Below are 23,864 nucleotides of genomic sequence, written 5' to 3'. Positions count from 1 at the left end.
CGGGAACGGGGGCGTAGCGCGCCCGCTCGACCGTGTCGCGGAGGGTCTCCAGCTCGTTCCGCGCCGCCGCGTCCTCGCCGAGCGCGTCGCGCAGGAGCGCCTCCTGCACCCGGGGCGAGTCCGTCTCCTCGACCGGCACGCCGAGGTCCCTGGCGCTCGCCAGGACCTCCGCCCAGGAGGCCTCCGCCGACCCCCCGTCCGCCGCGCGACGCCGGAGCGAGCGCTGCACGGTGCGCAGGAGCCACGGGACCAGCAGCAGGAGCAGCAGGAGCACCCAGGTGGTGACGACCGGCGCCGTCGCCGTCGCCGAGGCTCCGACCGCACCGGGGGTGGCCGTGGCGGAGGACGCGGTCGGCGTCGGGGTCGCCTCCTCCTCCTCGGACTGCTCGGGAGCGGCGCTGGCCGCGGCTCCCGGCGTCGCGCCTGTCGAGGAGGTCGCGCTGGGCAGCGTGTAGGAGGCCGGAGCGCCCCGGCTCGGCGTGGGCTCGAAGGGCAGCCAGCCGACGCCCTCGAAGTACAGCTCGGGCCAGGCGTGCAGATCGGAGGAGAGCAGGCGGTAGTCGGTCAGGTCGCTGCCGGAGGAGGGCACCACGGATCCCGGCTGGTAGCCGATCGCCAGGCGGGACGGGATCCCGAGCTCGCGCGCCATGACGGCCATCGCCGAGGCGAAATGCACGCAGTAGCCCTCGCGGACCTCGAGGAACGCCTCGAGGACTCCCACGCCGTCGCCGTCGTAGCCCTCCTCGGCCGGGGTGTCCTCGGAGTAGGTGAACTCGGAGGAGCGGAAGAACGTCTGCAGCGCGCGCGCCCGGTCGTAGGGGTTCCCCGCCTCGGCCGTGACCTCGGCCGCGGTCGTGCCCACCACCTCCGGCACGTCGGCCGGCAGGGCCAGGTAGCGCTCGAGGGCGTCGCCCGACGCGGGAGCGGCGAGCAGCTGCTGCGGATCGGGCGCGAGTCGCAGCGCCTCGACCCGGTACTCGTCGCCGGCCCGGGTGGTCGCGTCGCCGCGGATCGAGCCGTCCTGGACGTCCTGCAGCCAGCCGTTCCCGACGCGTCGAGGGAGGACACCGGGTAGGGCACCGGCAGCCACTGGCTGCGGAGGGTCTCGACCTCGACCTCGACCTGCTCGGTCTCGCGCGGCACGCTCTCGGCGAGGCCCTCGGGGGCGATCGGCTCCTCGACGGGAGCCGTCGCCTCCGTGCCGCTCGGCGCCCAGTTCTCGCCGTCGAAGTCCGAGACCGTGAGCACGCGGAGGTACACGGGGAGATCGGAGTCGGTCGAGTAGCGCAGCACCGTCACCGGGTTGGGCCGGCGCAGGTCGTCGCCGAGCGCGACGACGGGGTCGATCGAGCCGTTGAAGAGCGTCCCGGAGACCCCGGAGGAGGACGGCGTGCGGACGTAGCCGGACGCCGAGCCGGCGAGCAGCCCCGCGGCGACGACGACCACTCCGACCACCGCGACCGATGGGAGGGCGGAGGCGGAGGACAGCCGCCGGGCGGGGGCGCGGCGCTCGGGCCGCGACCCCGCGGCGAGCACGCCCGCGTAGGCCGGCGCGGTCAGCACGAGACTCGGCCAGGACACCTCGGAGGGATCGATGATCGCCGGCACCGCGAGCAGCGCGAGCAGGAAGAGCCCGGTCAGCGCGGGCAGCCGCACCGAGAAGGCGAAGAGGTCGGCGGCCCAGGCGAGGACGACGACGCCGCCCACCAGGAGGAACGCGATGCCGCTGTCGGCGGTGGCGGGCAGGCCCTGCTGGGCGATGGAGGTGAAGCCGGCCTGCGCGAGGGTCTGCGCGTCGGCGATCGCCGCCGGGGTCGGCAGGAGGAAGAGCAGGGCGCGCGCGGGCACGAACATCGCGGTGAGGACGACGACCGCCGTGAGCGTGCCGAGCACGGGCGGCACGACGGGGTGCGCGCGGAGGGCCCGGGCACCGGCGGGCACCGCGAGCACGACTCCGACGGCGAGGGCCAGCTGGATCAGCCAGCCGACGCCCTCGAGCAGCCGGCCCGTGCCCGACGCCGCCGCGACGAGCGCGACCCAGAGCAGGAGCGAGAGCAGGACGGACCCGGCCCGCGGGTCGCGATCGGTGCGCCGGCTCATGCGATCGCCCTCAGCGCGAGGGCCTCGGACCAGGCCTCCTCGACGCTCGTGCGCACGGTCGTGGCGACCGGGTACCAGCCCAGCGACGAGAGCGCGGCCTCCTCCTCCGCCGTTCCCTCGACGAGGAAGGCGATGGCGGGACGGGCGTGCGAGGCGAGCGACGAGAGAGCGTCCAGGTCCTCCTCGCGGAGGCGGGTGAGCACGGCGAAGACCGGGCGCACCCCTCCTGCCTCGCGCATCTCGCCGGCGATCCGCGCGGCGGCCTCGGCCGACTCCCCGGACGGCACGAGCTCGGCGAGCCGCAGGAGCACGTCGTGCGCGACCTCGCGCTCGTCCTCCGAGTGCTGCACCTCGGGCCCGGCGCCGGTCTCGACGAGGTGGGTCTCGAACCCGCGGTCGAGCAGGTGGACGGCGAGCGAGGCGGTCATCGAGACCGCCCACTCGAGCCGGTCGTCGTCTCCACGCGCTCGGCGGCCGTCGCCCCCGGGCCTGTCGAGGACCCGGCTCGCCCGCGATTCCAGCAGGATCCACGCGTGCGGATCGGTGTTCTGCTCGTCCTGGCGCACCATCAGCTCGCCCGACCGCGCGCTCGCGCGCCAGTGCACCCGGCGCATGGCGTCGCCGGGCCGGTAGTCGCGCGGGATGACGTCGTCGGTGCCCGAGCCCGCCGTCGCGTGAGCGACCGGGCTCGATCCGCCGGCGCCGAACGCGTCGAGAACGTCGCTCTCGAGCGGTACGGCGCGCGGAGTGACGACGAACGGCTGCGCCGACCCGACGACGCTCTCGCGCAGAGCCAGCCCGAGCGCCTCGCTCCGCACGATCCGCAGCGGGCCGAGGCGGTGGATCCCGCGCCGTCCGGCGGGCAGACGGTACCGCGCGCGCACCCGGCTCGACCGCTGTCCGGCGCGGCCACGGGAGGCAGACCGAAGCCGCCGCTCGCGACGGACCGGCCGGAGTCCTCGCCGCGGTCCCTCCGCGTCAGACGGTCCTCGGCGCGGGCCGAGCGCAGCGGCCCGCCGCGGTTCTCCAGCACGACGTCGACGTCGACGACGTCGCCGACCGCCACGACGCGCGGCTCGAAGCGCCGCTGCACCTGCACGACCGGCGTCGAGACCGCGAGCGACACGACGGCGCCGAAGGGCAGTCCGAGGAGCACGAGCCCGAGGAAGAGCAGCTCGCGGAAGTCCACCAGCGGCGCGGCCACGATCGCCGCCGTGCCGAGCACCACGAAGGCCCAGCCGCGCAGGGTGAGCGCGACACCGCCCAGCGCGGGGAGGGAGCCGATGCGCGGGGACGGCCCGTCGAGGCCGCGGCGCTCAGTCGCCACGGCCGCTGAAGGGCACGGGAGTCGACGCGAGGATCCGCTGCACGATCTCGGTCACCGAGTGCGAGGCGCCCGACCCCGAGCGTCCCGGCAGTCGGGTGGCGGGGAGCAGGCGGTGGCCGAGGACGGGCACCGCGAGCGCGTCGATGTCGTCGGGCACCACGAAGTCGCGGTCGCTGATGGCGGCGAGCGCCTTCGCCGCGGCGATGAGCTGCAGGGTCGCGCGAGGGCTCCCGCCCAGGCGCAGCTCGGGATCGATCCGCGTCGCCTGCATGATCGCGACCACGTACTCCTGCACGGGCGGCGCGACGTAGACCGACTGCACGTAGTCGATCATCCGCTCGAGCTCGTCGCGGGTGACGACGGGCCGCAGGGCGTCGAGCGGGCTGGCGGCATCGCGGGTGCGGATCATCTCGAGCTCGGCGCGCTCGTCCGGGTAACCGAGCGAGAGCCGGGCCATGAAGCGGTCGCGCTGCGCCTCGGGGAGGCTGTAGGTCCCCTCCATCTCGACGGGGTTCTGCGTCGCGACGACCGCGAACGGACGAGGGAGCAGGTGGGTGATGCCGTCGACCGACACCTGGCGCTCCTCCATGCACTCGAGCAGGGCGGACTGCGTCTTGGGCGAGGCGCGGTTGATCTCGTCGCCGATGAGGATGTTGGCGAAGACCGGACCGGGCTTGAACTCGAAGTCTCGGGTCGCCTGGTTGTAGACCGAGACGCCGGTGACGTCGGAGGGGAGCAGGTCCGGCGTGAACTGGATGCGGGCGACGCTGCCGCCGACCGAGGCGGCGAGGGACTTCGCGAGCACGGTCTTGCCGGTGCCCGGGACGTCCTCCATCAGCAGGTGGCCCCCGGCGAGGAAGACGGTCAGCGCCATCGAGACCTCGGCGTCCTTGCCGTCGATCACGCTGGTCAGATTGCGGAGGATCGCACCGCAGTGGGCGGTGAACTCCTCGCGGGACATCGGCGCCCGCGCCCCGCTCGGGCCCGCGGGGCCGCCGACAGGGGCGAGGGTGTCATCCAGGGACGTCATGATCATCGATTCTCTCAGTCCCGCACCGGTCACGGGCGGTCGGATCGGGCGGTCTCCCAGCTGGAGGCGCCCGCCGTATCCTCGGACGGTGACCAGGATCATCTCCGGCTACGCCGGGTCGCTCACCCTCAAGGTGCCGCGCGCCGGCACCCGCCCCACCAGCGACCGCGTGCGCGAGGCGGTCTTCTCGGCGCTCGAGGCGCGCGACGCGCTCGACGAGGCGACGGTGCTCGACCTCTACGCCGGATCCGGAGCGCTCGGGCTCGAGGCCGCGAGCCGCGGCGCCGCCTACGTGGTGCTCGTGGAGCGCGATCCCTCCGCCGCCCGCACGGCCGACGCGAACGCGCGGGCGATCGTCGCGGCCGCAGCGGCCGGCAGGCTGCCCCGCCCGCGGATCGAGGTGGTCACCTCGTCCGTCCGGTCGTTCCTCGACCGCGCCGCGGGACTGCTCGCCGACACGGTGCTGCTGGACCCGCCCTACGACGTCACCGAGGAGGACCTCGCGGCCGACCTGGCGGGAGTGCTGCCGTTGCTGCACGAGCACGCCGTCGTGGTCGTCGAGCGGAGCTCCCGCAGCCCGGAGCCGACGTGGCCCGCCGGACTCGAGCGCGAGCGCCGCAAGGACTACGGGGACACCACCATCTGGTGGGCCTCCCGCCCCGCGGCCGAGTAGCGGGTCACCCGGCGGCGCCGTCCCAGCCGAGGTAGGGGTCCCATCCCCCGCGGTCCTCGAGGGCCGCTCCCCCGAGGCGGACCTCGGCACGCCCCTCGCGCACCTGACCGAGCGCGGTGAAGCCCTCGGGGAGCGCGACGCCCTCCGGGAAGCAGGCGAGCATCGCGTGGTCCTCGCCGCCGCCCAGGACGAGTGAGCGGGCGAGCGCCGCATCGATCCCGTCGACGTCGTCAGCGGTGCCGCATGCGCGTCGACCGCCGCCGGATCGAGGTCGAGGACGACTCCGCTCGCGCGCGCCATCCGCCGCGCGTCGAGGACGACGCCGTCAGAGACGTCCATCATCGCGGTGGCGGAGCGGCCGGCGGCGATCCCCGCCGCGATCGGCGAGGTCGGCCGCAGCTGCGCGTCGAGGACCGCCGGCTGCCGCTCCCGGAGCCGCGCCGCGAGTCGCACGGACGGCACTCCGTCCTCCTGCGCCCGCTCGAAGAGCAGCCGCAGTCCGAGGCCCGCCGCGCCCAGGTTCCCCGCCACGGCCAGCACGTCACCCGGACGGGCTCCGCTCCGCAGCACGGGCGCACGGTCGTCGAGCGAGCCGAACGCGGTGATCGAGAGGGTGAGGGTCGCCGAGGCCGAGAGGTCTCCCCCGACCACCCCGCAGCCCGGAGCCATCGCCGCGCACCCCGCGGCCAGACCGTCGGCGATCCCCTCCAGCACGTCGACGCCGAGCTCCTGCGGCGCGGCGATCGCGACCACCAGCGCCGTCGGGCGGGCGCCCATCGCCGCGACGTCCGAGAGGTTGGACGCCGCCGCCTTCCAGCCGAGGTCGAACGGAGTGGACCACGCGAGCCGGAAGTCCGGGCCGTGCACCATCATGTCCGTGGTGACGACGAAGCGGCCGTCGGGAGCACGCACCACGGCGCAGTCGTCGCCGGGCCCGACCAGCGTCTCGGCGCCCGCGGATCCGGCGGACAGCCGGGCGAGCACCCGGGCCAGGACCTCGCCCTCGCTCAGCTCGGCCAGCGACGGGGCGGCCGGCGGGGAGGCGGGGTCGGCCGCGGTGGAGCTCTGATCCGGTGCCATGGTTGACACGCTAGCCTGGCTCGCGATGTCCCCCCGCCGCCTCGCCTGCCCCCTCGCCGCCCTGTCCGCCGTGCTCCTGCTCAGCGGCTGCTCCGCGCCGGTCGCGCTCGAACCGGCCGCGGACGCGACGAGCACCGAGTGCGCCGAGGTCTCGGTCCGACTGCCGGATGTTGTGGCGGGCCAGCCCGAGCGCGAGACGAACGCGCAGGGCACGGGCGCCTGGGGCACCCCGGCCGCGGTCATCCTGCACTGCGGAGTCGAGGTGCCCGGCCCCACGACCGACCTCTGCGTCTCGGTCAGCGGGGTCGACTGGATCATCGACGAGTCGCAGGCGGCCGACGACGTGTACACGCTGACGACGTACGGGCGCGATCCGGCAGTCGAGATCACCGTCGACCAGAGCCGCGCCTCCGGCACGTCGGCCGTCGTCGACCTGGCCGAGTCGGTGTCCTACCTGCCGAAGGTCGGCGAGTGCACGAACGTGTCCGAGACCGACACCCTCGACACGACCGGGACGCCCGAGGGCTGAGCTCAGCGGCCGAGCGCCGTCCGCACCATCCGCAGCGCCTCGTCCGGAGCGACGCCGAGCGCGCGCATCCGCTCGGCGAACGCGACCGCCGCGAGCTGCGCCTCGTGGCCCACACCCTCCGCTCCGCGCGCGACGACGGTGCCGGAGCGACCGCGCGTCTCGACGACACCGGCCGCCTCGAGCTCCTTGTAGGCGCGCGCGACCGTCCCCGCGGCGATGCCCAGCGTCTCGGCCAGGGCGCGCACCGGCGGCAGCCGCGTGCCCACGATCAGCGCGCCGTCGGCCACCTGCGCGGTGATCTGCTCCCGGATCTGCTCGAAGGGAGCGGTCGGTCCCGCCTCGAGGCGGAGCCCCAGGGCCGGATCCGTCACGCCACCGCGAGCGGGCGGCGCTCGAGGGCCAGCTCGATCAGCTCCGTGATGAGGTCGGGGTACTCGACGCCGCTCGCCCCCCACATCCGCGGGAACATCGAGATCGGCGTGAATCCGGGCATCGTGTTGATCTCGTTCACCACGAAGCCGTCGGCGGTGAGGAAGAAGTCGACGCGGGCCAGTCCTTCTGCCCCGATCGCCTCGAACCCGCGCACCGCCAGCTCGCGCATCTCGGCGAGCTCGTCGGCGGTGAGGTCGGCGGGGCAGACCAGGTCGATGCCTGCCGCCCCGAGGTACTTGGCCTCGAAGTCGTAGAAGCCGCGGCCCGAGATCACGATCTCGCCGGCGACGGAGGAGCGCGGCAGCTCCCCGCGACGACCGCCGAGCACGCCGATCTCGACCTCGCGGCCGACGATCGCCGACTCGACGAGCACCCGGGAGTCGTGCGAGAACGCCTCGTCGAGCGCAGCGGCGAGATCCTCGCGGTCGTCGACCCGGCTCACTCCGACGCTGGAGCCGGCCCGCGCCGGCTTGACGAACGCCGGCAGCCCGAGCTCGTCGAGAGCCGCCTCGGCGTCACCGGGGGCGGCCCGCCACTCCGCCTCGGTCACGGTGTACCAGGGGGCGACCTCGATGCCGGCGGCGCGCAGCACGGTCTTGGTGAAGTGCTTGTCCATGCCCAGCGCCGAGGCGAGCACGCCCGAGCCGACGTAGGGCAGGCCCACGAGCTCGAGGAGCCCCTGGATCGTGCCGTCCTCGCCCCACGGCCCGTGCAGGATCGGGAACACCACGTCGACGTCCCCGAGCGACTCGCTCGAGCCGTCGGGTCGCGTGACGCTCAGCTCGCGCGAGAGCGCCGACTCCGGCCAGCGCACCCGGCTGCCGTCGTCGTGCACGCGGGGCAGGGCATCCGCATCGAGCGCGAACTTCTCAGGACGGTCCTCCTCGAGCACGAACGCGCCGTCGGTGGTGATCCCGACCGGGATCACCTCGAAGCGGTCACGGTCGATCGCCCTCAGGACCCCTGCCGCCGTGGCGCAGCTGATCGAGTGCTCGCTGGAGCGCCCCCCGAACAGAACGGCTACGCGGAGCTTGCTGGTCATCGAGGTTCCTCTCACCCTGTGGCTCGTCCGAATCCGTGGTCAGGTGCGGCGCGATGTCCTTCGGGTCGAGCGTACCGGCGAGCACCTGCGACACCTGCTGGACGATGGGCATGTCGACTCCGCGCGCACGGGCGAGCTCCAGCACCGGGGCCACGGACGCGAGTCCCTCCGCCGTCTGCTGCATCGACTTGACCACGTCGGTGAAGCTGTAGCCCTGCCCGAGCAGCCGCCCCGCCGTGTTGTTCCGCGAGAGCGACGAGCTCGAGGTGGCGATGAGGTCGCCCAGCCCTGCGAGACCGGACATCGTCTCGGGCCGGCCCCCGTAGGCGACCGCGAAGTCCGTCATCTCGGCGAGGCCGCGCGTGATGATCGACGCTTGGTGTTCTCGCCGTACCCGACCCCGTCGACGATGCCGATGGCCACCGCGATCAGGTTCTTCAGCACGCCGCCGAACTCGGTGCCGATCACATCGGTGTTGACGTAGGAGCGGAAGTAGCGGTTGGTGGCGGCCAGGGCCACCTCCTGAGCGGTGACGAGGCTCTCGGAGGCGATGACCGCGGCGGTCGGCTGCTCCTTCGCGATCTCGAGGGCGAGGTTGGGCCCGGAGGCGACCGCGATGCGGCTCGGGTCGATCGGCAGCATCTGCGCGATCACCTCGCTCATCCGCAGGCCCGTGCTCTTCTCCACGCCCTTCATCAGGCTGATGAGCACCGTGCGCTCGGTCAGGAACGGGGTGATCGCCTCGAGGTTGCCGCGCAGCGACTGCGACGGGATCGAGAGGTAGACGTGGTCGGCGCCCTCGAGCGCCTCCTCGATGCGCGGTGTCGCGCGGATGTTGCGCGGCAGGTTGATCCCGGGCAGGTAGTCGCTGTTGCGCTTGGCCTCGGTGATCTCGCGGGCGAGCTCGCTCCGGCGCGCCCACATCACGACGTCCGATCCTCCGTCCGCGAGGATCTTGGCGAACGTGGTCCCCCAGCTCCCCGCTCCCAGAACCGCGACACGGCGCGGGACGGGGATCGGAGTGGATCTCCTACTGCTCGGACTCAAAGCGTCCCGTCCCCTTCTGGTTGTGCTCGGACGGGTTCCACCGGGTGGCCGGCGCGGTCTCGCCCCGCAGCTCCTCGAGCAGCGCGGTGATCGCGGCCATGACGACCGCCGACGCCTCGTTCAGCGTGACGGCGTCGAGGCTGCGCCCGCGGAACGCCGACAGGTCGACGGGATCGCCGATCAGGATGTTGACGCGCTTGCGCCGGAAGAGCGTGAGCTTCTTGGAGTAGCGGCCCATCAGCTGCTGCGTGCCCCAGTGCGCCGCGGGGATCACGGGCAGGTCGTACTGCAGCGCCATCCGCACCGCCCCGGTCTTGCCGCGCATCGGCCAGAGCTCGGGGTCACGGGTGAGCGAGCCCTCGGGGTAGATGATCACCGAGCGCTGCTCGTCGACGAGCGCCTTCGCCGCCTTGAGCGGCTCGTTCCCGCGGACGGTCCCGGCGCGCTCGACGGGGATCTGCCCCGACGCCCGCAGGAGCGCCCCGAGGACGGGGACCTTGAACAGCGACGCCTTCGCGAGGAACCGCGGCGCGCGCCCCAGCTTCCAGAGCGTCCACCCGGTGATGATCGGGTCGATCTCGCTGTAGTGATTCGGCGCGAAGACGAAGGCGCCGGTGCTCGGGACCTTGTGCCCGTCGCGGACGCGGAGGTCCACCGAGGCGGTCATCGCGGGGATCACCGCGGCAGCGAGGAACCAGAAGACGGACGGACGGCTGCGTTCAGACACCCGCCCATCCTCTCACCGACACTCGTCGACCCGGCCCGCCCACGCCCGCCGCGCGACGATCGGCCGACCCCCGCCGACCCGGCTCGCTACCGTGTGCGGGTGACTCCCGCCGCCCGCTTCCGCGACCCGATCGCCGGTGCTCTCGCGGATCCGACCCTGCTCACGATCGCGGCCGTCGCGCTTCTCGGACTGCTCCTCCTCGCGGCCGTCGTGACCGCCCGTCTCCTGGCTGCTCCGCGAGCGGTCGTCACCGCGAGCGGCGAGGGCGGTGTCGTCGTCAGCGGAGGCCCGGACCTCGCGCGGCTGCTGCACTTCGTGGATCCCTTCCTGCCACGCAGCAGCCTTCGGCCCTCCGTCGTCCTCGTCCCCACGACGGAGGTGCTCACGGTGATCGCGGGCGAGGACCGCGCTGAACTGCTCTGGGACGAGATCCGACGAGTCGAGCGCCGGAGGACCGGCCTCGGCACCCGGAGCGAGATCCTCGTCGAGTTCGCCCGCACCGGTCGACCGAGGCGAGCGGTCCTCCGACTCGTCGAGGAACCCGGTGCGCTGGGGCTGCGTCGGGCGCCGGAGGAGAGCGTCGATCGATTCGAGCGACGACTCCGCCTCCACACCACCGCGGCATGGACAGGTCCCGACTGGGGCAGCCGCCCGTCCTAGGTCCCCCTACCGCGCGTCGCGGTACCGCCACATCGTCAGCGTCCCGAAGACCGCGACGAGCCCCGCCGCCCACACGAGCGTCAGCACGAGCTCCGCGCCCGGGTCCGCCCCCGCCATCAGCGCCCGCACGGCGGTCACCAGGTGCGAGACCGGATTGACCTCCACGAACGACTGCAGCCAGCCGGGCATCGTGGCGGGGTCGACGAAGATGTTGCTGCCGAAGGTGATCGGCGTGATCACGAGCATGCTCACCCCCATCACCGATCCGGAGGTGCGCAGCACCAGGCTGAGGAACGTCCAGATCCAGCCGAGCGCGAACGCGAACACCAGCAGCAGGAGCACCCCGAGCACGACGCCGACCACTCCTCCGCCCGGCCGGAAGCCCAGCACGAGGCCGAGGCAGACGGTGATCACGGCCGAGATGGTGAACCGCACCGCGTCGCCCAGCAGCATCCCGACCAGGGCGGAGGGACGCCAGATCGGCAGCGACCGGAAGCGGTCGAAGACGCCGCGGTCCAGATCGGTCCGGAGCGTCGTGCCGGTGTACATCGTGATCATGATCACGCCCTGCACCAGGATCCCGGGCAGCAGGAACTGGATGTAGTCGACCGTGCTGCCCGCCAGCGCCCCGCCGAAGAGGAAGGTGAAGAGCAGCGTGAACATGATCGGGAACACCGTCACGTCGAACAGCTGCTCGGGCACGTGCTTGATCTTGAGCAGCGCGCGCCAGCCGAAGGTGAGGGACGTGGAGAGGGGCCCGGGCGGAGTCGGCCGCTCCCCCTGCACGAGGACGGCGAGGAGCGCGTCGCGATCCGGTGCAGTCTCGCGGGCGGTGTCGAGACTCATGCGGCGGCCCCCTCCTCTGTCGCGGCCTGCGGCCTGCCGGTCAGCGCGAGGAACACCTCGTCGAGGGAGGGCTGGCCGAGCGAGAACTGGGCGAGCTCGATGCCCGCGCCCTCCAGCGCGGTCAGGGCGCGGGTGACGTCGCGGGCGGAGCCGTCCACGCGCGCCGCGAGGGCCGCCGGATCGCCCTCCTCCCGCACCTCGACTCCGAGCACCGCCTCGAGCAGGCGCCGCGCCTCGGCTCGGGACGCGGGATCCAGCACGCGGACGTGGAGGGACCCGGAGCCGACCGACGCCTTCAGCTCCCCCGGTGTGCCCTCGGCGATCACCCGGCCGGTGTCGATGACGCTGATGCGGTCGGCGAGCCGGTCGGCCTCGTCGAGGTACTGCGTCGTGAGGAGCACCGTCGTGCCGCTCGCCACCATCGCCCGGACGATGTCCCACACCTCGTTGCGGCTGCGCGGATCGAGTCCGGTCGTCGGCTCGTCGAGGAACAGCAGCTCGGGGGTCACCACGATGCTCGCCGCGATGTCGATCCGGCGCCGCATCCCGCCCGAGAACTTCTTCACCTGGCGGTCGGCCGCCTCGCCGAGGTGGAACGCGTCGAGCAGGTCGTCGGCCCGCCGCGATGCGCGCGAGCCGGTGTACCCGAAGAGCCGGCCGATCAGTCGGAGGTTCTCGCGGCCGGTGAGGTCCTCGTCGACCGAGGCGAACTGGCCCGTGAGGCTGACCTTCCGCCGCACCTCCTTCGCCTCGGTGACGACGTCGTGCCCCAGGACCAGGGCCCGCCCGGCGTCCGGCCGCAGGAGTGTCGCGAGGACGCGGATGGTCGTCGTCTTGCCTGCCCCGTTCGGGCCGAGGAAGCCGTGGACGCCGCCGCGCGGGATCTCGAGATCGACGCCGTCGATCGCTCGGGTCGCGCCGAAGGCCTTGACCAGCCCTTCGGTCGAGACGGCCGGATCGTCCATCAGCGCTCCTCGTCGGCGGCGGCTCCGACGGACCCCTCCGCCTGAGAATGCGCACACCGTACGCCCAGGACGCGGGGCTCGGCAAGACCCCGGGAACGACGGAGGAGCCCGACGATGCGGGCTCCTCCGGAGGGTCTGACGGGGCGGTGCGACTACGCGTCGAGCGAGAAGTCGGCTCCGAGCAGCTCGAGCTTGGTGAGGAAGTTCTCGTAGCCCCGGCTGATGATGCGACGTTCGAGACGGTCGAGGTGCCCTCGGCCGAGAGCGCCGCGATCAGGTGCGAGAAGCCGCCGCGCAGATCCGGCACCACGATGTCGGCGCCGTGCAGCTTCGAGGGCCCCGAGACGACAGCGGAGTGCATGAAGTTGCGCTGCCCGAAGCGGCAGGCCTGCCCGCCGAGGCACTCGCGGTGGATCTGGATGGTCGCACCCATCTCGACCAGGGCGTCGACGAAGCCGAAGCGCTGCTCGTAGACGGTCTCGTGCACGATCGACACGCCCTTGGCCTTGGTCAGCGCCACGACGAGCGGCTGCTGCCAGTCGGTCATGAAGCCGGGGTGCACGTCGGTCTCGATGATGACGGGCTTCAGCTCGCCGCCGGGGTGGTAGAAGCGGATGCCGTCCTCGGCGATCTCGAACGCGCCGCCGACCTTGCGGAAGACGTTGAGGAAGGTCGTCATCTCCTGCTGGCGTGCGCCGCCGACGAAGATGTCGCCGTCGGTCGCGAGGGCCGCGGCGGCCCAGGAGGCGGCCTCGTTGCGGTCGAAGAGCGCGCGGTGGGTGTAGCCCTCGAGGCGGTCGACGCCCTCGATGCGGATCACGCGGTCGGTGTCGACCGAGATGATGGCGCCCATCTTCTGCAGGATGTTGATGAGATCCATGATCTCGGGCTCGATGGCCGCGCCCGACAGCTCGGTGATGCCCGAGGCGCGCACCGCCGTCAGCAGCACCTGCTCGGTGGCGCCGACGCTCGGGTAGGGCAGGGCGACCTTGGCGCCGTGCAGGCCCTCGGGGGCCGACATCCGGATGCCGGACGGCAGCTTCTCGACGATGGCGCCGAAGTTGCGCAGCACCTCGAGGTGGTAGTCGATCGGGCGGTCGCCGATGCGGCAGCCGCCGAGGTCGGGGATGAACGCCTCGCCCAGGCGGTGCAGGAGCGGACCGCAGAAGAGGATCGGGATGCGGCTGGAGCCGGCGTGCGCGTCGATGTCGGCGAAGTGCGCCGACTCGACGTTCGAGGGGTCGAGGATCAGCTCGCCCACCTCCGGGCCCTGCTGCACCTTCACTCCGTGCACCTCGAGGAGGCCCTTCACGACGCGGACGTCGCTGATGTCCGGGACGTCGCGCAGCGTCGAGGCGGTCTCGCCGAGCAGCGCCGCGACCATCGCCTTGGTGACGAGGTTCTTCGCGCCCTTGAGCTCGATGCGCCCCTTCAGCGGACGGCCGCCGTTGATCGTGATCCGCTCGGTCATCATCCCCACCCGCGCCCCGGACGCCTTGGCGTCCTGGAGGGCCTTCGCATCCTGAAGAAGTGTGTTCACGCTATTTCACCGGCAATGTCTTGGGCCGCCAGCTCTCGCGGCGGGTCTCGAATTCGGAGATGCGCGCTTCGTCGCGCAGAGTCAGACCGATGTCGTCCAACCCCTCGATCAGGCGCCAACGAGTGTAGTCGTCGACCTCGAAGGGGAAGGACTCGCCACCGGCGGTGACCGTACGCGCAACCAGATCGACGGTCAGTTCTATTCCCGGCTGCGCGTCGATGAGCTCCCAGAGGCGCTCGATCGCCTCCTCGGCGACCGCCGCGGCGAGCAGTCCCTGCTTGCCGGAGTTGCCCCGGAAGATGTCGCCGAAGCGGGAGGACAGGATGACGCGGAAGCCGAAGTCGCGCAGCGCCCAGACCGCGTGCTCGCGGCTCGAGCCGGTGCCGAAGTCGGGTCCCGCGACGAGGATCTGCGCGCCCTGGAACGCCGGCCGGTTGAGGACGAAGTCCTCCTCCTGCCGCCAGCCGTGGAAGAGCGCGTCCTCGAAGCCGGTCTTGGTGACGCGCTTGAGGAACACCGCCGGGATGATCTGGTCGGTGTCGACGTTGCTGCGCTTCAGAGGCGCCGCGATGCCGGTGACGGTCTCGAACTTGTCCATGATCAGGCCTCCACCAGTTCTCGAGCGGGCTCCAGATCGGACGGGCTGGAGAGCGTGCCGCGCACGGCGGTCGCCGCGGCGACGAGCGGGGACACGAGGTGCGTGCGTCCGCCCTTGCCCTGGCGTCCCTCGAAGTTGCGGTTCGACGTGGAGGCGCAGCGCTCCCCCGGGGCGAGCTGATCCGGGTTCATGCCCAGGCACATCGAGCAGCCGGCGAAGCGCCACTCCGCGCCGAAGTCGGTGAAGACGCGGTCCAGGCCCTCGGCCTCGGCCTCGATCCGCACGCGGGCGGAGCCGGGCACCACCATGACGCGCACGCCCGGCGCCTTGGTCCGGCCCTTGATGACGGAGGCGAAGGCGCGCAGGTCCTCGATGCGGGAGTTGGTGCAGGAGCCCATGAAGACCGCGTCGACCGGGATCTCCTTCATCGGGGTGCCGGCCTCGAGGTCCATGTACTCCAGAGCGCGGCGCGCGTTCGAGCGCTCGTTCGGGTCGGCGATGGCCTCCGGGTCGGGGACGGACTGCGACAGCGACACTCCCTGGCCGGGATTCGTGCCCCAGGTCACGAAGGGCTCGAGCGCGTCGCGTCCAGCACGACCTCGGCGTCGTAGGAGGCGCCCTCGTCGCTGGGCAGGGTGCGCCAGTAGGCGACCGCGTCGTCCCAGTCCTGACCCGAGGGGGCGTGGGGACGGCCCTTCAGGTAGGCGAAGGTCGTCTCGTCGGGGGCGACCATGCCCGCGCGGGCGCCTGCCTCGATCGACATGTTGCAGATCGTCATCCGGCCCTCCATCGAGAGCGCGCGGATGGCGGAGCCGCGGTACTCGAGCACGTAGCCCTGACCGCCTCCGGTGCCGATCTTCGCGATGACGGCCAGGATGATGTCCTTCGCCGTCACCCCCTCCTTCAGCTCGCCCTCGACCGTGATCGCCATCGTCTTGAACGGCTTCAGCGGCAGGGTCTGCGTGGCCATGACGTGCTCGACCTCGCTGGTGCCGATGCCGAAGGCCATCGCCCCGAACGCGCCGTGCGTCGAGGTGTGCGAGTCGCCGCAGACGACGGTGATGCCGGGCATCGTCAGCCCGAGCTGCGGACCGACCACGTGCACGATGCCCTGCTCGATGTCGCCCAGCGAGTGCAGGCGGACGCCGAACTCCTCGGCGTTGCGGCGCAGGGTGTGGATCTGGGTGCGGCTCGTCAGATCGGCGATGGGCTTGTCGATGGCGAGGGTCGGGGTGTTGTGGTCCTCGGTCGCGATCGTCAGATCGGGACGCCGCACGGGACGGCCGGCCAGGCGCAGTCCGTCGAAGGCCTGCGGGCTGGTGACCTCGTGGACGAGGTGCAGATCGATGTAGATGAGGTCCGGCGTCCCGTCCTCGCCCTTGGCGACGAGGTGGTCGTCCCAGACCTTCTCGGCGAGGGTGCGCGGTCGGGCGGTCCCGGACTCGGTGGAGCTGTCGTTCATGACGGGGTTCTCTTCCTCAGGAATGGTGGTCAGCCCACGGGAGACACCGCGACGAGGGAGGCCTGTCAGATCGAGGTCTCGTCGCGGCGGAGAAGGAGGAGCCGGCCGGTCAGCACCCCCAGAGACTAGCACCGCGACGGCACTGCTCCCGGGGACGCCACGAGCCGCTCCCGGTCGATCGGGCGGGAGGCGATCCGGCCGGCTCAGCCCCGCTGCTCGAGGACCGCGTCGACCACGACGACGGTCACGTTGTCGCGCCCGCCGGCCTCGATCGCGGCGCGGACGAGGGCCGCTGCGAGGTCGGCGCCGCCGATCGCACCCGTGTCGCGCCGGGCGAACAGCTCGGCGATCTCGGCGTCCGGCAGCTCCTTCGTCAGGCCGTCCGAGCAGAGCAGGTAGCTCGAGCGCGGCACGATCGGCAGGGTCCAGACGTCCGTCTCGACCTCGTCGTCGGCGCCGAGCGCACGGGTGACGATGTTGCGGTCAGGATGCGTCTCCGCGAGCTCCCGGGTGAGCAGGCCCGCCGACACGAGCTCCTGCACCGCGGAGTGGTCCACGGTCAGCTGCTCGAGGCCGGAGCCGTCCCACCGGTACGCACGCGAGTCGCCGACGTTGAACAGCGCCCACCGCGCGGGCCCCGCCCCCTCCGGCTTCACGAGGGTGAGACCGGTGAGGGTCGTCCCGCACAGCGCTCCTCCGACGTCGAGCCCGCGCACCGCGGCGTTCGCGGCCTCGACGAGGTCGAACACGGCGTCCACCGGCCCGATGGCCGCGGTGGCGTTCGCCCGCAGGGCGTCGACGGCGGTGGCGCTGGCGAGGTCGCCCCGCGCGTGACCGCCCATGCCGTCCGCGACGGCCAGGAGGAGCTCGTCGGCCAGCAGGGCGTCCTCGTTGACGCGACGCACGTTCCCCACATCGGTGCTGCTGGAGACGCTCAGGTGGAGCACGCCCTGCGGCAGCTCGACGTCAACGGAGTTCATCCGGCCGTCACCGCTCGTCGGAGGGGCGCGCCTCGTCGGCGTCGTGCACGACCTCGGGGTGCCCGTCGTGCACCTCGATGTGGTCGTGCTCGCGGCGCATCTTGATGAGGCTCGCGACCGTGGCGACCGTCATGCTGAGGAGGATGACGGCGAGGGATGTCCAGGTGTCGATGTCCCAGACGTCGACGTGCTCACCGCCGTTGATGAAGGGCAGCTCGTTCTCGTGGAGGGCGTGCAGGACGAGCTTCACGCCGATGAAGGCGAGGATGAACGCGATGCCGTACTTGAGGTACTCGAGCTTGTCGATCAGTCCGCCCAGCAGGAAGTAGAGCTGGCGCAGGCCCATCAGGGCGAAGATGTTCGCGGTGAAGACGATGAACGGGCTCTGCGTGATGCCGAAGATCGCCGGGATCGAGTCGAGCGCGAACAGGAGGTCCGTGGATCCGATCGCCAGGAACACGATCAGCATCGGGGTGAAGAACTTCTTGCCGTCGATCACGGTGCGGATCTTGGAGCCGTCGAAGCTGTCCGAGATGTTGACGCGACGGCGGAGCAGGCGGATGAGCAGGTTGTCCGTGCCCTCGTCCTCGTCCTCCTTGCCGAACGCCTGGTTGTAGGCCGTGTAGACGAGGAACGCGCCGAAGAGGTAGAAGATCCAGCTGAAGCTCTCGATCAGCTGCGCACCCAGCAGGATGAAGATGCCGCGCAGGATCAGCGCGATGATGATGCCCACCATCAGCACCTCCTGCTGGTACTTCGGCGGCACCGCGAAGCGGCCCATGATGATGACGAACACGAAGAGGTTGTCGATCGAGAGGCTGTACTCGGTCAGCCAGCCCGCCAGGAACTGGCCCGCGTGCTCGCCGTCGCCCAGGATCAGCATCAGCAGCGCGAAGACCAGCGCGAGGCTGACGTAGAAGGCGACCCAGAGGCTCGACTCCTTCAGGCTCGGCACGTGCGGCCGCTTGTAGACGATCAGCAGGTCGGCGGCAAGGATCAGCGTCAGGCCGATGAAGGAGCCGACGACGAACCAGACGGGCAGATCGAGCATGGGGGCCTTTCGGGAGTGAGGGGATGCGGCGGAGCGGATCCGCGGGCGGACCACGCGGGTGGAGTCCGGCGCTCGCCCCGCCCGGCGCGCGCGGTGCGGCGTGATCGGAGGGGGCGGGAAGGCCGGTTCGCTCCCCTTCGCGGATGCGATCCTACCGTCGGCGCGCGCCGTGGGAGGGGGGTCGGCCGGGTTCCGTGGCCGGCCGGGGCTCTCGAGCGCGGGCGGATCCGGGCCGTCGGCCCTCAAGGACTCACTGTTAACGCAGAAGAACCCCCGGCCTGAGCCGGGGGTTCTTCTGGTGTTGCCGTGGTGACCCCAGCGGGATTTGAACCCGCGTTACCGCCGTGAGAGGGCGACGTCCTAGGCCGCTAAACGATGGGGCCGCGTTTTTGCAACTCGAAGAGTGTTGCACACGGATCCGCATCGACGCAAATCGAGCGGGCGGCCGACCGCGCGCCCGCGCGACCGGTGCGATCCTCAGCGGGGACAGCCCCCCTCCGGGGCGCGGACCGGAGGGCTCCCGGCTTCTACGCTCGGAGTCCCCCACCCCGCCGATCGGCGGGAGCACCGCCCCCGAGGAGCCGTCCGATGCCGATCCGCCCGCACTCCCGAGCCCGACTCCTCACCACGATCGCCGCACTCGGAGTGGCCCTCTCCGCACTGCTGGTCGCCCCCGCGGCGGCCGCGGCGCCGACTCCGCCGTCGATCACCCTCTCCCCCGCGTCCGGTCCCGCAGGGACGACCGTCGTCGTGACCGGCACGGCCTACCCCAAGAAGACGACAGGATCCCTGACCGTGCTCGGCGCCTCCGTCCGGATCACGACCAACGGCTCCGGAGTGTTCCAGGCGCCGATCGCGATCCCGACCGCGCCGGCGGGACCCGCCACGGTCACGGCCCGCGCCGGCACCGCCTCGGCGACGGCCGTCTTCACCGTCACCGCGCCTCCTGCGGCACCCGTCATCAGCAGCGCGCGGCTGCGCTTCGGAGTCACGACCCCCGGTGGGGCCTCGGCGAACGCCGAGCTGGACGCCGTCGCGGTGCTCGCGGGCGAGAGCCCGTCGATCGTCGTCTCGTACCAGGACTTCGGGCAGCCGGCTCCGCTCGCCGATCTGCGCAGCGTCGCCGCTCGCGGTGCCACCAGCCTGATCACCTGGGAGCCCTGGCGGTGGGGCGGCGGCGTCGACCAGCCCGCCTACTCCTCCGCGCGCATCCTCGCCGGCGACCACGACGCCTACCTCACGAGCTGGGCGCAGGACCTCGCCGCGTGGGGCTCGCCCGTCCTGCTCCGCTACGCGCACGAGATGAACGGCGACTGGTACCCCTGGTCGGACGGCGTGAACGGGAACGCTCCGGGCTCCTACGCGGCCGCCTGGAACCACGTGCACGCGATCTTCCAGGCGCAGGGCGCGACGAACGTGCAGTGGGTGTGGAGCCCGAACGTGCCCTACTCGGGATCGGTCCCGCTCGACACGCTCTACCCCGGTTCCGCCTCCGTCGACGTCCTCGCGCTCGACGGCTACAACTGGGGCACGGCGACGACCTGGAGCTCCTGGACCTCCGCCGGTGCGCTCTTCGCCGCGGGGCTGGACCAGGTGCGGTCGCTGGCCCCCGGGCACCCGATCCTGATCGGCGAGACGGCGTCCGCCGAGGCCGGCGGCTCGAAGGCGGCGTGGATCAGCGACCTTGTCGGGTACCTGAACGTCCAGCCGGACGTCGTCGGCCTCGTGTGGTTCCACCACGACAAGGAGGTGGACTGGCGGATCGACAGCTCGCCCTCCTCCGCCGCCGCGTTCGCCGGCGCCCTCGCCGCCCGCCGAGCCTGACGGCGCCGCCTTGCGACCGGGCGACGAGGGCGGTTAGCTCGGAGCCATGCGACTGACCAAGCTCGAGCACGCCGCCGTCCTCGTCGAGGAGGCGGGATCCCGCCTCGTGATCGATCCCGGCGGATTCACCCGCCCCGTGGAGGGCACCGCCGAGACCGCGGCCGTGGTCCTCACGCACGAGCACCCGGACCACTGGACGCCCGAGCAGCTCGAGCGCCTGCGCTCGGCGAACCCGTCGATCCGCTTCTTCGGACCGGCAGGAGTCGCGGCGGCCGCGGAGGGATTCGCGATCGAGACGGTGGCGGAGGGCGACCGCGTCGAGGTCGGGCCCTTCGAGCTGCGGTTCTTCGGCTCGCGGCACGCGGTCATCCACAGCTCGATCCCCGTGATCGACAACGTCGCGGTGCTGGTGAACGGGCGCTTCTACTACGCGGGCGACTCCTTCACCCGGCCCGACGGCGTCGAGGTGGAGATCCTGGCCGCGCCCTCCGGCGCTCCCTGGATGAGGATCGCCGAGTCGATGGACCACGTGCTGGCCCTCGCACCGCGGCACGCGTTCGCGACGCACGAGGGGGTGCTGTCCGACGCAGGCCGGAGCATGAGCCACGACCGCCTCGGCTGGGCGACCCGGGAGGGCGGCGGCGAGTACCACGCGCTCGAACCCGGCGATGTCCTCGAGGTCTGAGCTCAGCTCGCGGAGGTGAACCCGGGGACGTCGGTGGCGCGGACGGTCGCGAGGTCCTCGCCGAACTCGAAGCGGAAGCGCGCCTGCTCGCCCCGGAGCAGGCGCCCGGGAGCCACCAGCGCGCGTCGTCCCACATCCGCTCGTACGGAACGGAGCGCAGCGGGACGAACTCCGCGGCGAGCTCGGCCGACTCCGTCACCTCGCCCCGCCAGCGGCGGCAGAGGAAGACGTGCGAGCGCTGGCTCCAGGCGGGCCGGTGCGGGAAGCGGTAGTCGAGGACCCCGTGCGCGACGAGATCACCCGGCTCGGCGTGCAGCCCGACCTCCTCGGCGAGCTCGCGCACGGCGGCCTCGACCGGCGACTCGCCCGGCTCGAGCTTCCCTCCCGGAGCGACCACCCGGCCCTGTCCCAGGCCCCGGCGCTTCTCGCCCAGCAGCACCTCGACGGCTCCGTCGCTCTCGCGCAGCACGTAGACCACGCACACCTCGGGCAGTGGAGTCACCGCTCACCTCCGCTCTCGCGCGGGCCGGAGGCCGCTGACCGCCGTCGTAGGCTAGCCCGGTGACGACCACCTCCGCGCTCGAGCGCTTCCAGGCCCTGCTGCGGGTCGACACGGTGTCGCACTCCGACGAATCCGCGACCGACTGGTCGCGCTTCGAGGTCTTCGCGCAGCTGCTCGAGCAGTTCTACCCCGCCCTGCACGGCGCGCTGGAGCGCGAGATCGTCGCCGGCCACTCCCTGCTCTGGCGCTGGCGCGGCACCGTCGACGGCGACCCCGCGGTGCTGATGGCCCACTACGACGTCGTCAGCGTCACCCCGGAGGACTGGTCGAGCTCGCCGTTCGCCGCCGACACCGTCCTGCGGCCCGACGGGCGCACCTCGGTGATCGGCCGCGGCGCCCTCGATGACAAGGGGTCGCTCGTGGCCCTGCTCGAGGCGGTCGAGGCGGCGGTGCTGCGCGGCGAGCGTCCCGAGCGCGACGTCTACCTCCTCTCGACGCACAACGAGGAGACCGCCGGCGACGGCGCGCCCTCGGTCGTCGCCCTGCTCGCCGCCCGCGGCGTGCGGCCCCGCTTCGTGCTCGACGAGGGCGGCAACGTCCGCCGCGGCATCCTGCCCGGCGTCACCACTCCGATCGCCGTCGTGGGAGTGACCGAGCGCGGCATCATGAACCTCGAGCTGACCTGCCGCGACGCCGGCGGCCACGCCTCCGCTCCCCCGCCCTTCCCGGGCCTGCTCGCCACCCAGCGGCTCGCCCGCGCCATCCACCGGCTGACCGAGAACCCGTTCCCGTCCACGCTGCCCGAGCCGATCGCCGAGCTCGTGCAGGCGGCGGCTCCGCACGCCGACGCGGCGCACGCGGTCTGGTACGCCCACCCGCACGAGCACCCGGACGCGGTGATCGGCGCTCTCGCCGCGCACTCCAACCGCTCCGCCGCGATGCTGCGCACCACCGTCGCCGTCACCCAGCTCCGCGGCAGCACCGGCGCGAACGTCCTCGCCTCGAGTGCCAGTGCCGTCGCGAACGTCCGGATCAACCCGGGCGGCACGGTCGCGGGCGTGGTCGCCCGGATCCGCGACGTCATCGACGATCCGCAGGTCGAGGTCGAGGTGCGGGTGGCGCACGAGCCCTCCCCCGTCTCCTCGACCGGCGAGCCGGGCGACGGCGGACCGTACGACGTGCTGCGCTCCGTGATCCACGAGGTCTTCCCCGAGGCGATCGTGGCGCCGTACGTGCAGACGGGCGGCAGCGACGCCCGGCACTTCCACGCGGTCAGCGACGGCGTCTACCGCTTCATCCCCTTCGAGATCAGCCCGCAGCAGCAGCTCGGCATCCACGGTGCCGACGAGTCGGTCGAGGTCGACCAGTTCGAGCGCGCGATCGTGTTCTACGAGCGGCTGCTGCACCGGCTCTGAGACGAGCCGTCCTCGTTCCTGCGGTTCGCGCCGGTTCCTGGGAAAAGCGTTCGATGACGCGCCGCGCCGTGTTGGCCCCTCGTTCACCCCGCGATGATGGACTGGCGTCAGCGGGTGCAGTCCTGGATCCCGCGTCGTACCTTCGCTAGTGTCGATGCTGGAACAACCGGTTCAGCTCCCGCCGATCGTGAAACCCGAGGATCATGACTGTCCGTCAGGCCGAGTACCCGCGGCCCAACCACTTCATCCTTCATCTCAGCGACACGCACTTCATCGCGGGCGACGGGGGCCTCTACGGCTCCGACGTCGACAGCGAGGCGCAGCTCCGTCGACTCTTCGACGAGCTCGAAGAGTCGGGCGGGCGCCCCGAGGCGATCGTCATCACCGGCGACCTCGCCGACAAGGGCGAGCCGGAGGCGTACGCCAAGCTGCGCGCCGTCGTGGAGCCCGCCGCCGCCCGCCTCGGCGCCGAGGTGATCTGGGTGATGGGCAACCACGACGACCGCGGCGCGTTCCGCTCGGGGCTGCTCGACCAGCTCCCCACCACGCAGCCCGTCGACCGCGTGCACGACGTGAACGGGCTGCGGATCATCGCGCTCGACTCGACCGTGCCCGGCGCCCACTACGGCGAGATCTCGGACGCGCAGCTCGACTGGCTCGCCGAGGAGCTCGCGAGCCCCGCCCCGCACGGCACGATCCTGGCCCTGCACCACCCGCCGGTGCCGTCCGTGCTCGACCTCTCCGTGCTCGTGGAGCTGCGCGACCAGCCGGCCCTGGCCGAGGTCCTCGAGGGGTCCGACGTCCGCAGCATCATCGCGGGCCACCTCCACTACTCCTCCACGGCCACCTTCGCGGGGATCCCCGTCTCGGTCGCCTCGGCCACCTGCTACACCCAGGACCTCAACGTCCCGGTCGGCGGCACCCGCGCGCGGAACGGCGCCCAGGCCTTCAACCTCATCCACGTCTACGACGGCACGGTGCTGCACTCGGTCGTGCCGATCGGCACCTCGACCGAGGTCTCGTACGTCTCGGCGAACGAGACCGAGCGGATCCTCGCGGCCGCCGGCGTCGAGATCGCTCCGGCCACCGCGGCGCCGGTCACGCGCGACGAGGCGCTCTACCCGCCGCTCGAGGAGCGCGTCGGCGTCAGCGCCTAGCGCGCGGCTAGCGCGCGGCTAGCGCGCGGCTAGCGCGCGGCTAGCGCGCGGCTCGTCGGACGCCCTCCTCGCGGATGTCTTCGGCGATCGAGCACCTCGCCCGTTCGTCGCTCGCTCTTCACCGATCGAGTAGCCCGGATCGCGTCCGGACACCCTCCTCTGCTGATCGAGTAGCCCGGATCGCGTCCGGAC

Annotated in this window: 19 protein-coding genes, 1 tRNA gene and 6 pseudogenes; 7 read left to right on the top strand and 19 right to left on the bottom strand. The window is 72.4% G+C overall.

Annotated features, from left to right (window positions below):
- From B0T42_RS13100 to B0T42_RS13085, 4 genes and pseudogenes are all read right to left on the bottom strand, one after another.
- Positions 1-862 (bottom strand): transglutaminase-like domain-containing protein (locus B0T42_RS13100; RefSeq protein ID WP_236720277.1); only part of this gene is annotated, 862 nt, incomplete at its 3' end.
- A 158-nt stretch (positions 863-1,020) separates the two neighbouring features.
- Positions 1,021-2,100 (bottom strand): annotated as a pseudogene (locus B0T42_RS21435) (TgpA N-terminal domain-containing protein); the annotation flags it as partial.
- On the bottom strand, positions 2,097-2,984 hold the full coding sequence (locus tag B0T42_RS13090) for a DUF58 domain-containing protein (protein WP_077223526.1): 888 nt from the start codon (positions 2,982-2,984) through the stop codon (positions 2,097-2,099). The gene B0T42_RS13090 and the pseudogene B0T42_RS21435, both read right to left, overlap by 4 nt.
- Positions 2,985-3,416: 432 nt before the next feature.
- Positions 3,417-4,388: an AAA family ATPase gene (locus B0T42_RS13085; RefSeq protein ID WP_201788539.1), complete on the bottom strand. Its 972-nt coding sequence runs from the start codon at positions 4,386-4,388 to the stop codon at positions 3,417-3,419.
- A 157-nt stretch (positions 4,389-4,545) separates the two neighbouring features.
- Between B0T42_RS13085 and rsmD the strand changes: the two genes are divergently transcribed.
- Complete coding sequence (gene rsmD / locus B0T42_RS13080; protein ID WP_077223525.1) at positions 4,546-5,130, top strand: 16S rRNA (guanine(966)-N(2))-methyltransferase RsmD; 585 nt, start codon at positions 4,546-4,548, stop codon at positions 5,128-5,130.
- A gap of 4 nt (positions 5,131-5,134) precedes the next feature.
- Here the strand turns inward: rsmD and B0T42_RS22750 are convergent, their stop codons facing one another.
- Complete coding sequence (locus B0T42_RS22750; RefSeq protein WP_446737381.1) at positions 5,135-5,293, bottom strand: hypothetical protein; 159 nt, start codon at positions 5,291-5,293, stop codon at positions 5,135-5,137.
- 137 nt (positions 5,294-5,430) lie between these two features.
- Positions 5,431-6,210: pseudogene (thiL, locus tag B0T42_RS13075) on the bottom strand (thiamine-phosphate kinase); the annotation flags it as partial.
- Here thiL and B0T42_RS13070 point away from each other — a divergent pair.
- On the top strand, positions 6,209-6,739 hold the full coding sequence (locus B0T42_RS13070; protein ID WP_236720276.1) for a DUF3515 domain-containing protein: 531 nt from the start codon (positions 6,209-6,211) through the stop codon (positions 6,737-6,739). The pseudogene thiL and the gene B0T42_RS13070 sit on opposite strands and share 2 nt — an antisense overlap.
- Before the next feature lie 2 nt (positions 6,740-6,741).
- Here the strand turns inward: B0T42_RS13070 and B0T42_RS13065 are convergent, their stop codons facing one another.
- From B0T42_RS13065 to B0T42_RS13050, 4 genes and pseudogenes are all read right to left on the bottom strand, one after another.
- Entirely contained in the window at positions 6,742-7,110 is a 369-nt protein-coding gene (locus B0T42_RS13065; RefSeq protein WP_200931015.1) for a GntR family transcriptional regulator, read from the bottom strand.
- On the bottom strand, positions 7,107-8,213 hold the full coding sequence (locus tag B0T42_RS13060; RefSeq protein WP_077223524.1) for a D-alanine--D-alanine ligase family protein: 1,107 nt from the start codon (positions 8,211-8,213) through the stop codon (positions 7,107-7,109). The genes B0T42_RS13065 and B0T42_RS13060 overlap by 4 nt, the downstream gene beginning before the upstream one ends.
- A pseudogene (locus B0T42_RS13055) lies at positions 8,110-9,260 on the bottom strand (NAD(P)H-dependent glycerol-3-phosphate dehydrogenase). Before B0T42_RS13055 ends, B0T42_RS13060 begins: the two are co-directional and overlap by 104 nt.
- Complete coding sequence (locus B0T42_RS13050) at positions 9,244-9,927, bottom strand: lysophospholipid acyltransferase family protein (protein ID WP_077223528.1); 684 nt, start codon at positions 9,925-9,927, stop codon at positions 9,244-9,246. Before B0T42_RS13050 ends, B0T42_RS13055 begins: the two are co-directional and overlap by 17 nt.
- A gap of 159 nt (positions 9,928-10,086) precedes the next feature.
- On the opposite strand from B0T42_RS13050, the gene B0T42_RS13045 reads away from it, so the two are divergent.
- The gene (locus tag B0T42_RS13045) at positions 10,087-10,647 is read left to right on the top strand and encodes a hypothetical protein (protein ID WP_139344512.1); all 561 of its coding nucleotides are present in this window, start codon (positions 10,087-10,089) and stop codon (positions 10,645-10,647) included.
- A 6-nt stretch (positions 10,648-10,653) separates the two neighbouring features.
- Here the strand turns inward: B0T42_RS13045 and B0T42_RS13040 are convergent, their stop codons facing one another.
- From B0T42_RS13040 to B0T42_RS13005, 8 genes and pseudogenes are all read right to left on the bottom strand, one after another.
- Entirely contained in the window at positions 10,654-11,493 is an 840-nt protein-coding gene (locus B0T42_RS13040) for an ABC transporter permease (RefSeq protein WP_077223522.1), read from the bottom strand.
- Positions 11,490-12,458: an ATP-binding cassette domain-containing protein gene (locus B0T42_RS13035; RefSeq protein ID WP_077223521.1), complete on the bottom strand. Its 969-nt coding sequence runs from the start codon at positions 12,456-12,458 to the stop codon at positions 11,490-11,492. Before B0T42_RS13035 ends, B0T42_RS13040 begins: the two co-directional genes overlap by 4 nt.
- A 152-nt stretch (positions 12,459-12,610) precedes the next feature.
- Positions 12,611-13,929: pseudogene (gene murA / locus B0T42_RS13030) on the bottom strand (UDP-N-acetylglucosamine 1-carboxyvinyltransferase).
- Positions 13,930-13,999: 70 nt separating this feature from the next.
- Positions 14,000-14,596, bottom strand: a complete 597-nt coding sequence (leuD, locus tag B0T42_RS13025) for a 3-isopropylmalate dehydratase small subunit (RefSeq protein ID WP_056866889.1) — start codon at positions 14,594-14,596, stop codon at positions 14,000-14,002.
- A 2-nt stretch (positions 14,597-14,598) separates the two neighbouring features.
- Positions 14,599-16,058, bottom strand: a pseudogene (gene leuC / locus B0T42_RS13020) (3-isopropylmalate dehydratase large subunit).
- A gap of 203 nt (positions 16,059-16,261) precedes the next feature.
- Positions 16,262-17,038 carry a PP2C family protein-serine/threonine phosphatase gene (locus B0T42_RS13015; RefSeq protein ID WP_077223520.1) on the bottom strand — a complete coding sequence of 259 codons (777 nt, stop codon included), beginning with the start codon at positions 17,036-17,038 and terminating at the stop codon, positions 16,262-16,264.
- 7 nt (positions 17,039-17,045) lie between these two features.
- Positions 17,046-18,089 carry a TerC family protein gene (locus tag B0T42_RS13010; RefSeq protein ID WP_077223519.1) on the bottom strand — a complete coding sequence of 348 codons (1,044 nt, stop codon included), beginning with the start codon at positions 18,087-18,089 and terminating at the stop codon, positions 17,046-17,048.
- A gap of 307 nt (positions 18,090-18,396) precedes the next feature.
- Positions 18,397-18,472, bottom strand: a tRNA-Glu gene (locus B0T42_RS13005).
- Positions 18,473-18,677: 205 nt separating this feature from the next.
- Here B0T42_RS13005 and B0T42_RS13000 point away from each other — a divergent pair.
- Positions 18,678-19,913 carry a glycoside hydrolase family 26 protein gene (locus B0T42_RS13000; RefSeq protein ID WP_077223518.1) on the top strand — a complete coding sequence of 412 codons (1,236 nt, stop codon included), beginning with the start codon at positions 18,678-18,680 and terminating at the stop codon, positions 19,911-19,913.
- A gap of 46 nt (positions 19,914-19,959) precedes the next feature.
- A complete protein-coding gene (locus B0T42_RS12995; protein ID WP_077223517.1) occupies positions 19,960-20,598 on the top strand; it encodes an MBL fold metallo-hydrolase in 639 nt (212 codons plus the stop codon).
- Positions 20,599-20,785: 187 nt separating this feature from the next.
- Here the strand turns inward: B0T42_RS12995 and B0T42_RS22745 are convergent.
- Positions 20,786-21,037: pseudogene (locus B0T42_RS22745) on the bottom strand (NUDIX domain-containing protein); the annotation flags it as partial.
- A 122-nt stretch (positions 21,038-21,159) separates the two neighbouring features.
- Here B0T42_RS22745 and B0T42_RS12985 point away from each other — a divergent pair.
- Together B0T42_RS12985 and B0T42_RS12980 are read left to right on the top strand one after the other, a co-directional pair.
- Positions 21,160-22,515: a M20/M25/M40 family metallo-hydrolase gene (locus B0T42_RS12985; protein WP_077223516.1), complete on the top strand. Its 1,356-nt coding sequence runs from the start codon at positions 21,160-21,162 to the stop codon at positions 22,513-22,515.
- A 203-nt stretch (positions 22,516-22,718) separates the two neighbouring features.
- Positions 22,719-23,672, top strand: a complete 954-nt coding sequence (locus tag B0T42_RS12980) for a phosphodiesterase (RefSeq protein WP_077223515.1) — start codon at positions 22,719-22,721, stop codon at positions 23,670-23,672.
- Positions 23,673-23,864: the final 192 nt, after the last annotated feature.

This window comes from Rathayibacter rhapontici, from assembly GCF_001995175.1.
In the GTDB taxonomy this organism is placed as follows: Bacteria; Actinomycetota; Actinomycetes; order Actinomycetales; family Microbacteriaceae; genus Rathayibacter.
This window is presented reverse-complemented; position numbering and strand designations above follow the sequence as displayed.

Coding starts and splice junctions, on each gene's coding strand:
- B0T42_RS13015 (WP_077223520.1), bottom strand. CDS start 17,038: ATGAACTCCGTTGACGTCGAGCTGCCGCAGGGCGTGCTCCACCTGAGC.
- B0T42_RS13070 (WP_236720276.1), top strand. CDS start 6,209: ATGGTTGACACGCTAGCCTGGCTCGCGATGTCCCCCCGCCGCCTCGCC.
- B0T42_RS13060 (WP_077223524.1), bottom strand. CDS start 8,213: ATGACCAGCAAGCTCCGCGTAGCCGTTCTGTTCGGGGGGCGCTCCAGC.
- B0T42_RS13050 (WP_077223528.1), bottom strand. CDS start 9,927: ATGACCGCCTCGGTGGACCTCCGCGTCCGCGACGGGCACAAGGTCCCG.
- B0T42_RS12995 (WP_077223517.1), top strand. CDS start 19,960: ATGCGACTGACCAAGCTCGAGCACGCCGCCGTCCTCGTCGAGGAGGCG.
- B0T42_RS13035 (WP_077223521.1), bottom strand. CDS start 12,458: ATGGACGATCCGGCCGTCTCGACCGAAGGGCTGGTCAAGGCCTTCGGC.
- B0T42_RS22750 (WP_446737381.1), bottom strand. CDS start 5,293: ATGCTCGCCTGCTTCCCGGAGGGCGTCGCGCTCCCCGAGGGCTTCACC.
- B0T42_RS13040 (WP_077223522.1), bottom strand. CDS start 11,493: ATGAGTCTCGACACCGCCCGCGAGACTGCACCGGATCGCGACGCGCTC.
- B0T42_RS13010 (WP_077223519.1), bottom strand. CDS start 18,089: ATGCTCGATCTGCCCGTCTGGTTCGTCGTCGGCTCCTTCATCGGCCTG.
- B0T42_RS13000 (WP_077223518.1), top strand. CDS start 18,678: ATGCCGATCCGCCCGCACTCCCGAGCCCGACTCCTCACCACGATCGCC.
- leuD (WP_056866889.1), bottom strand. CDS start 14,596: ATGGACAAGTTCGAGACCGTCACCGGCATCGCGGCGCCTCTGAAGCGC.
- B0T42_RS13085 (WP_201788539.1), bottom strand. CDS start 4,388: ATGTCCCGCGAGGAGTTCACCGCCCACTGCGGTGCGATCCTCCGCAAT.
- B0T42_RS12980 (WP_077223515.1), top strand. CDS start 22,719: ATGACTGTCCGTCAGGCCGAGTACCCGCGGCCCAACCACTTCATCCTT.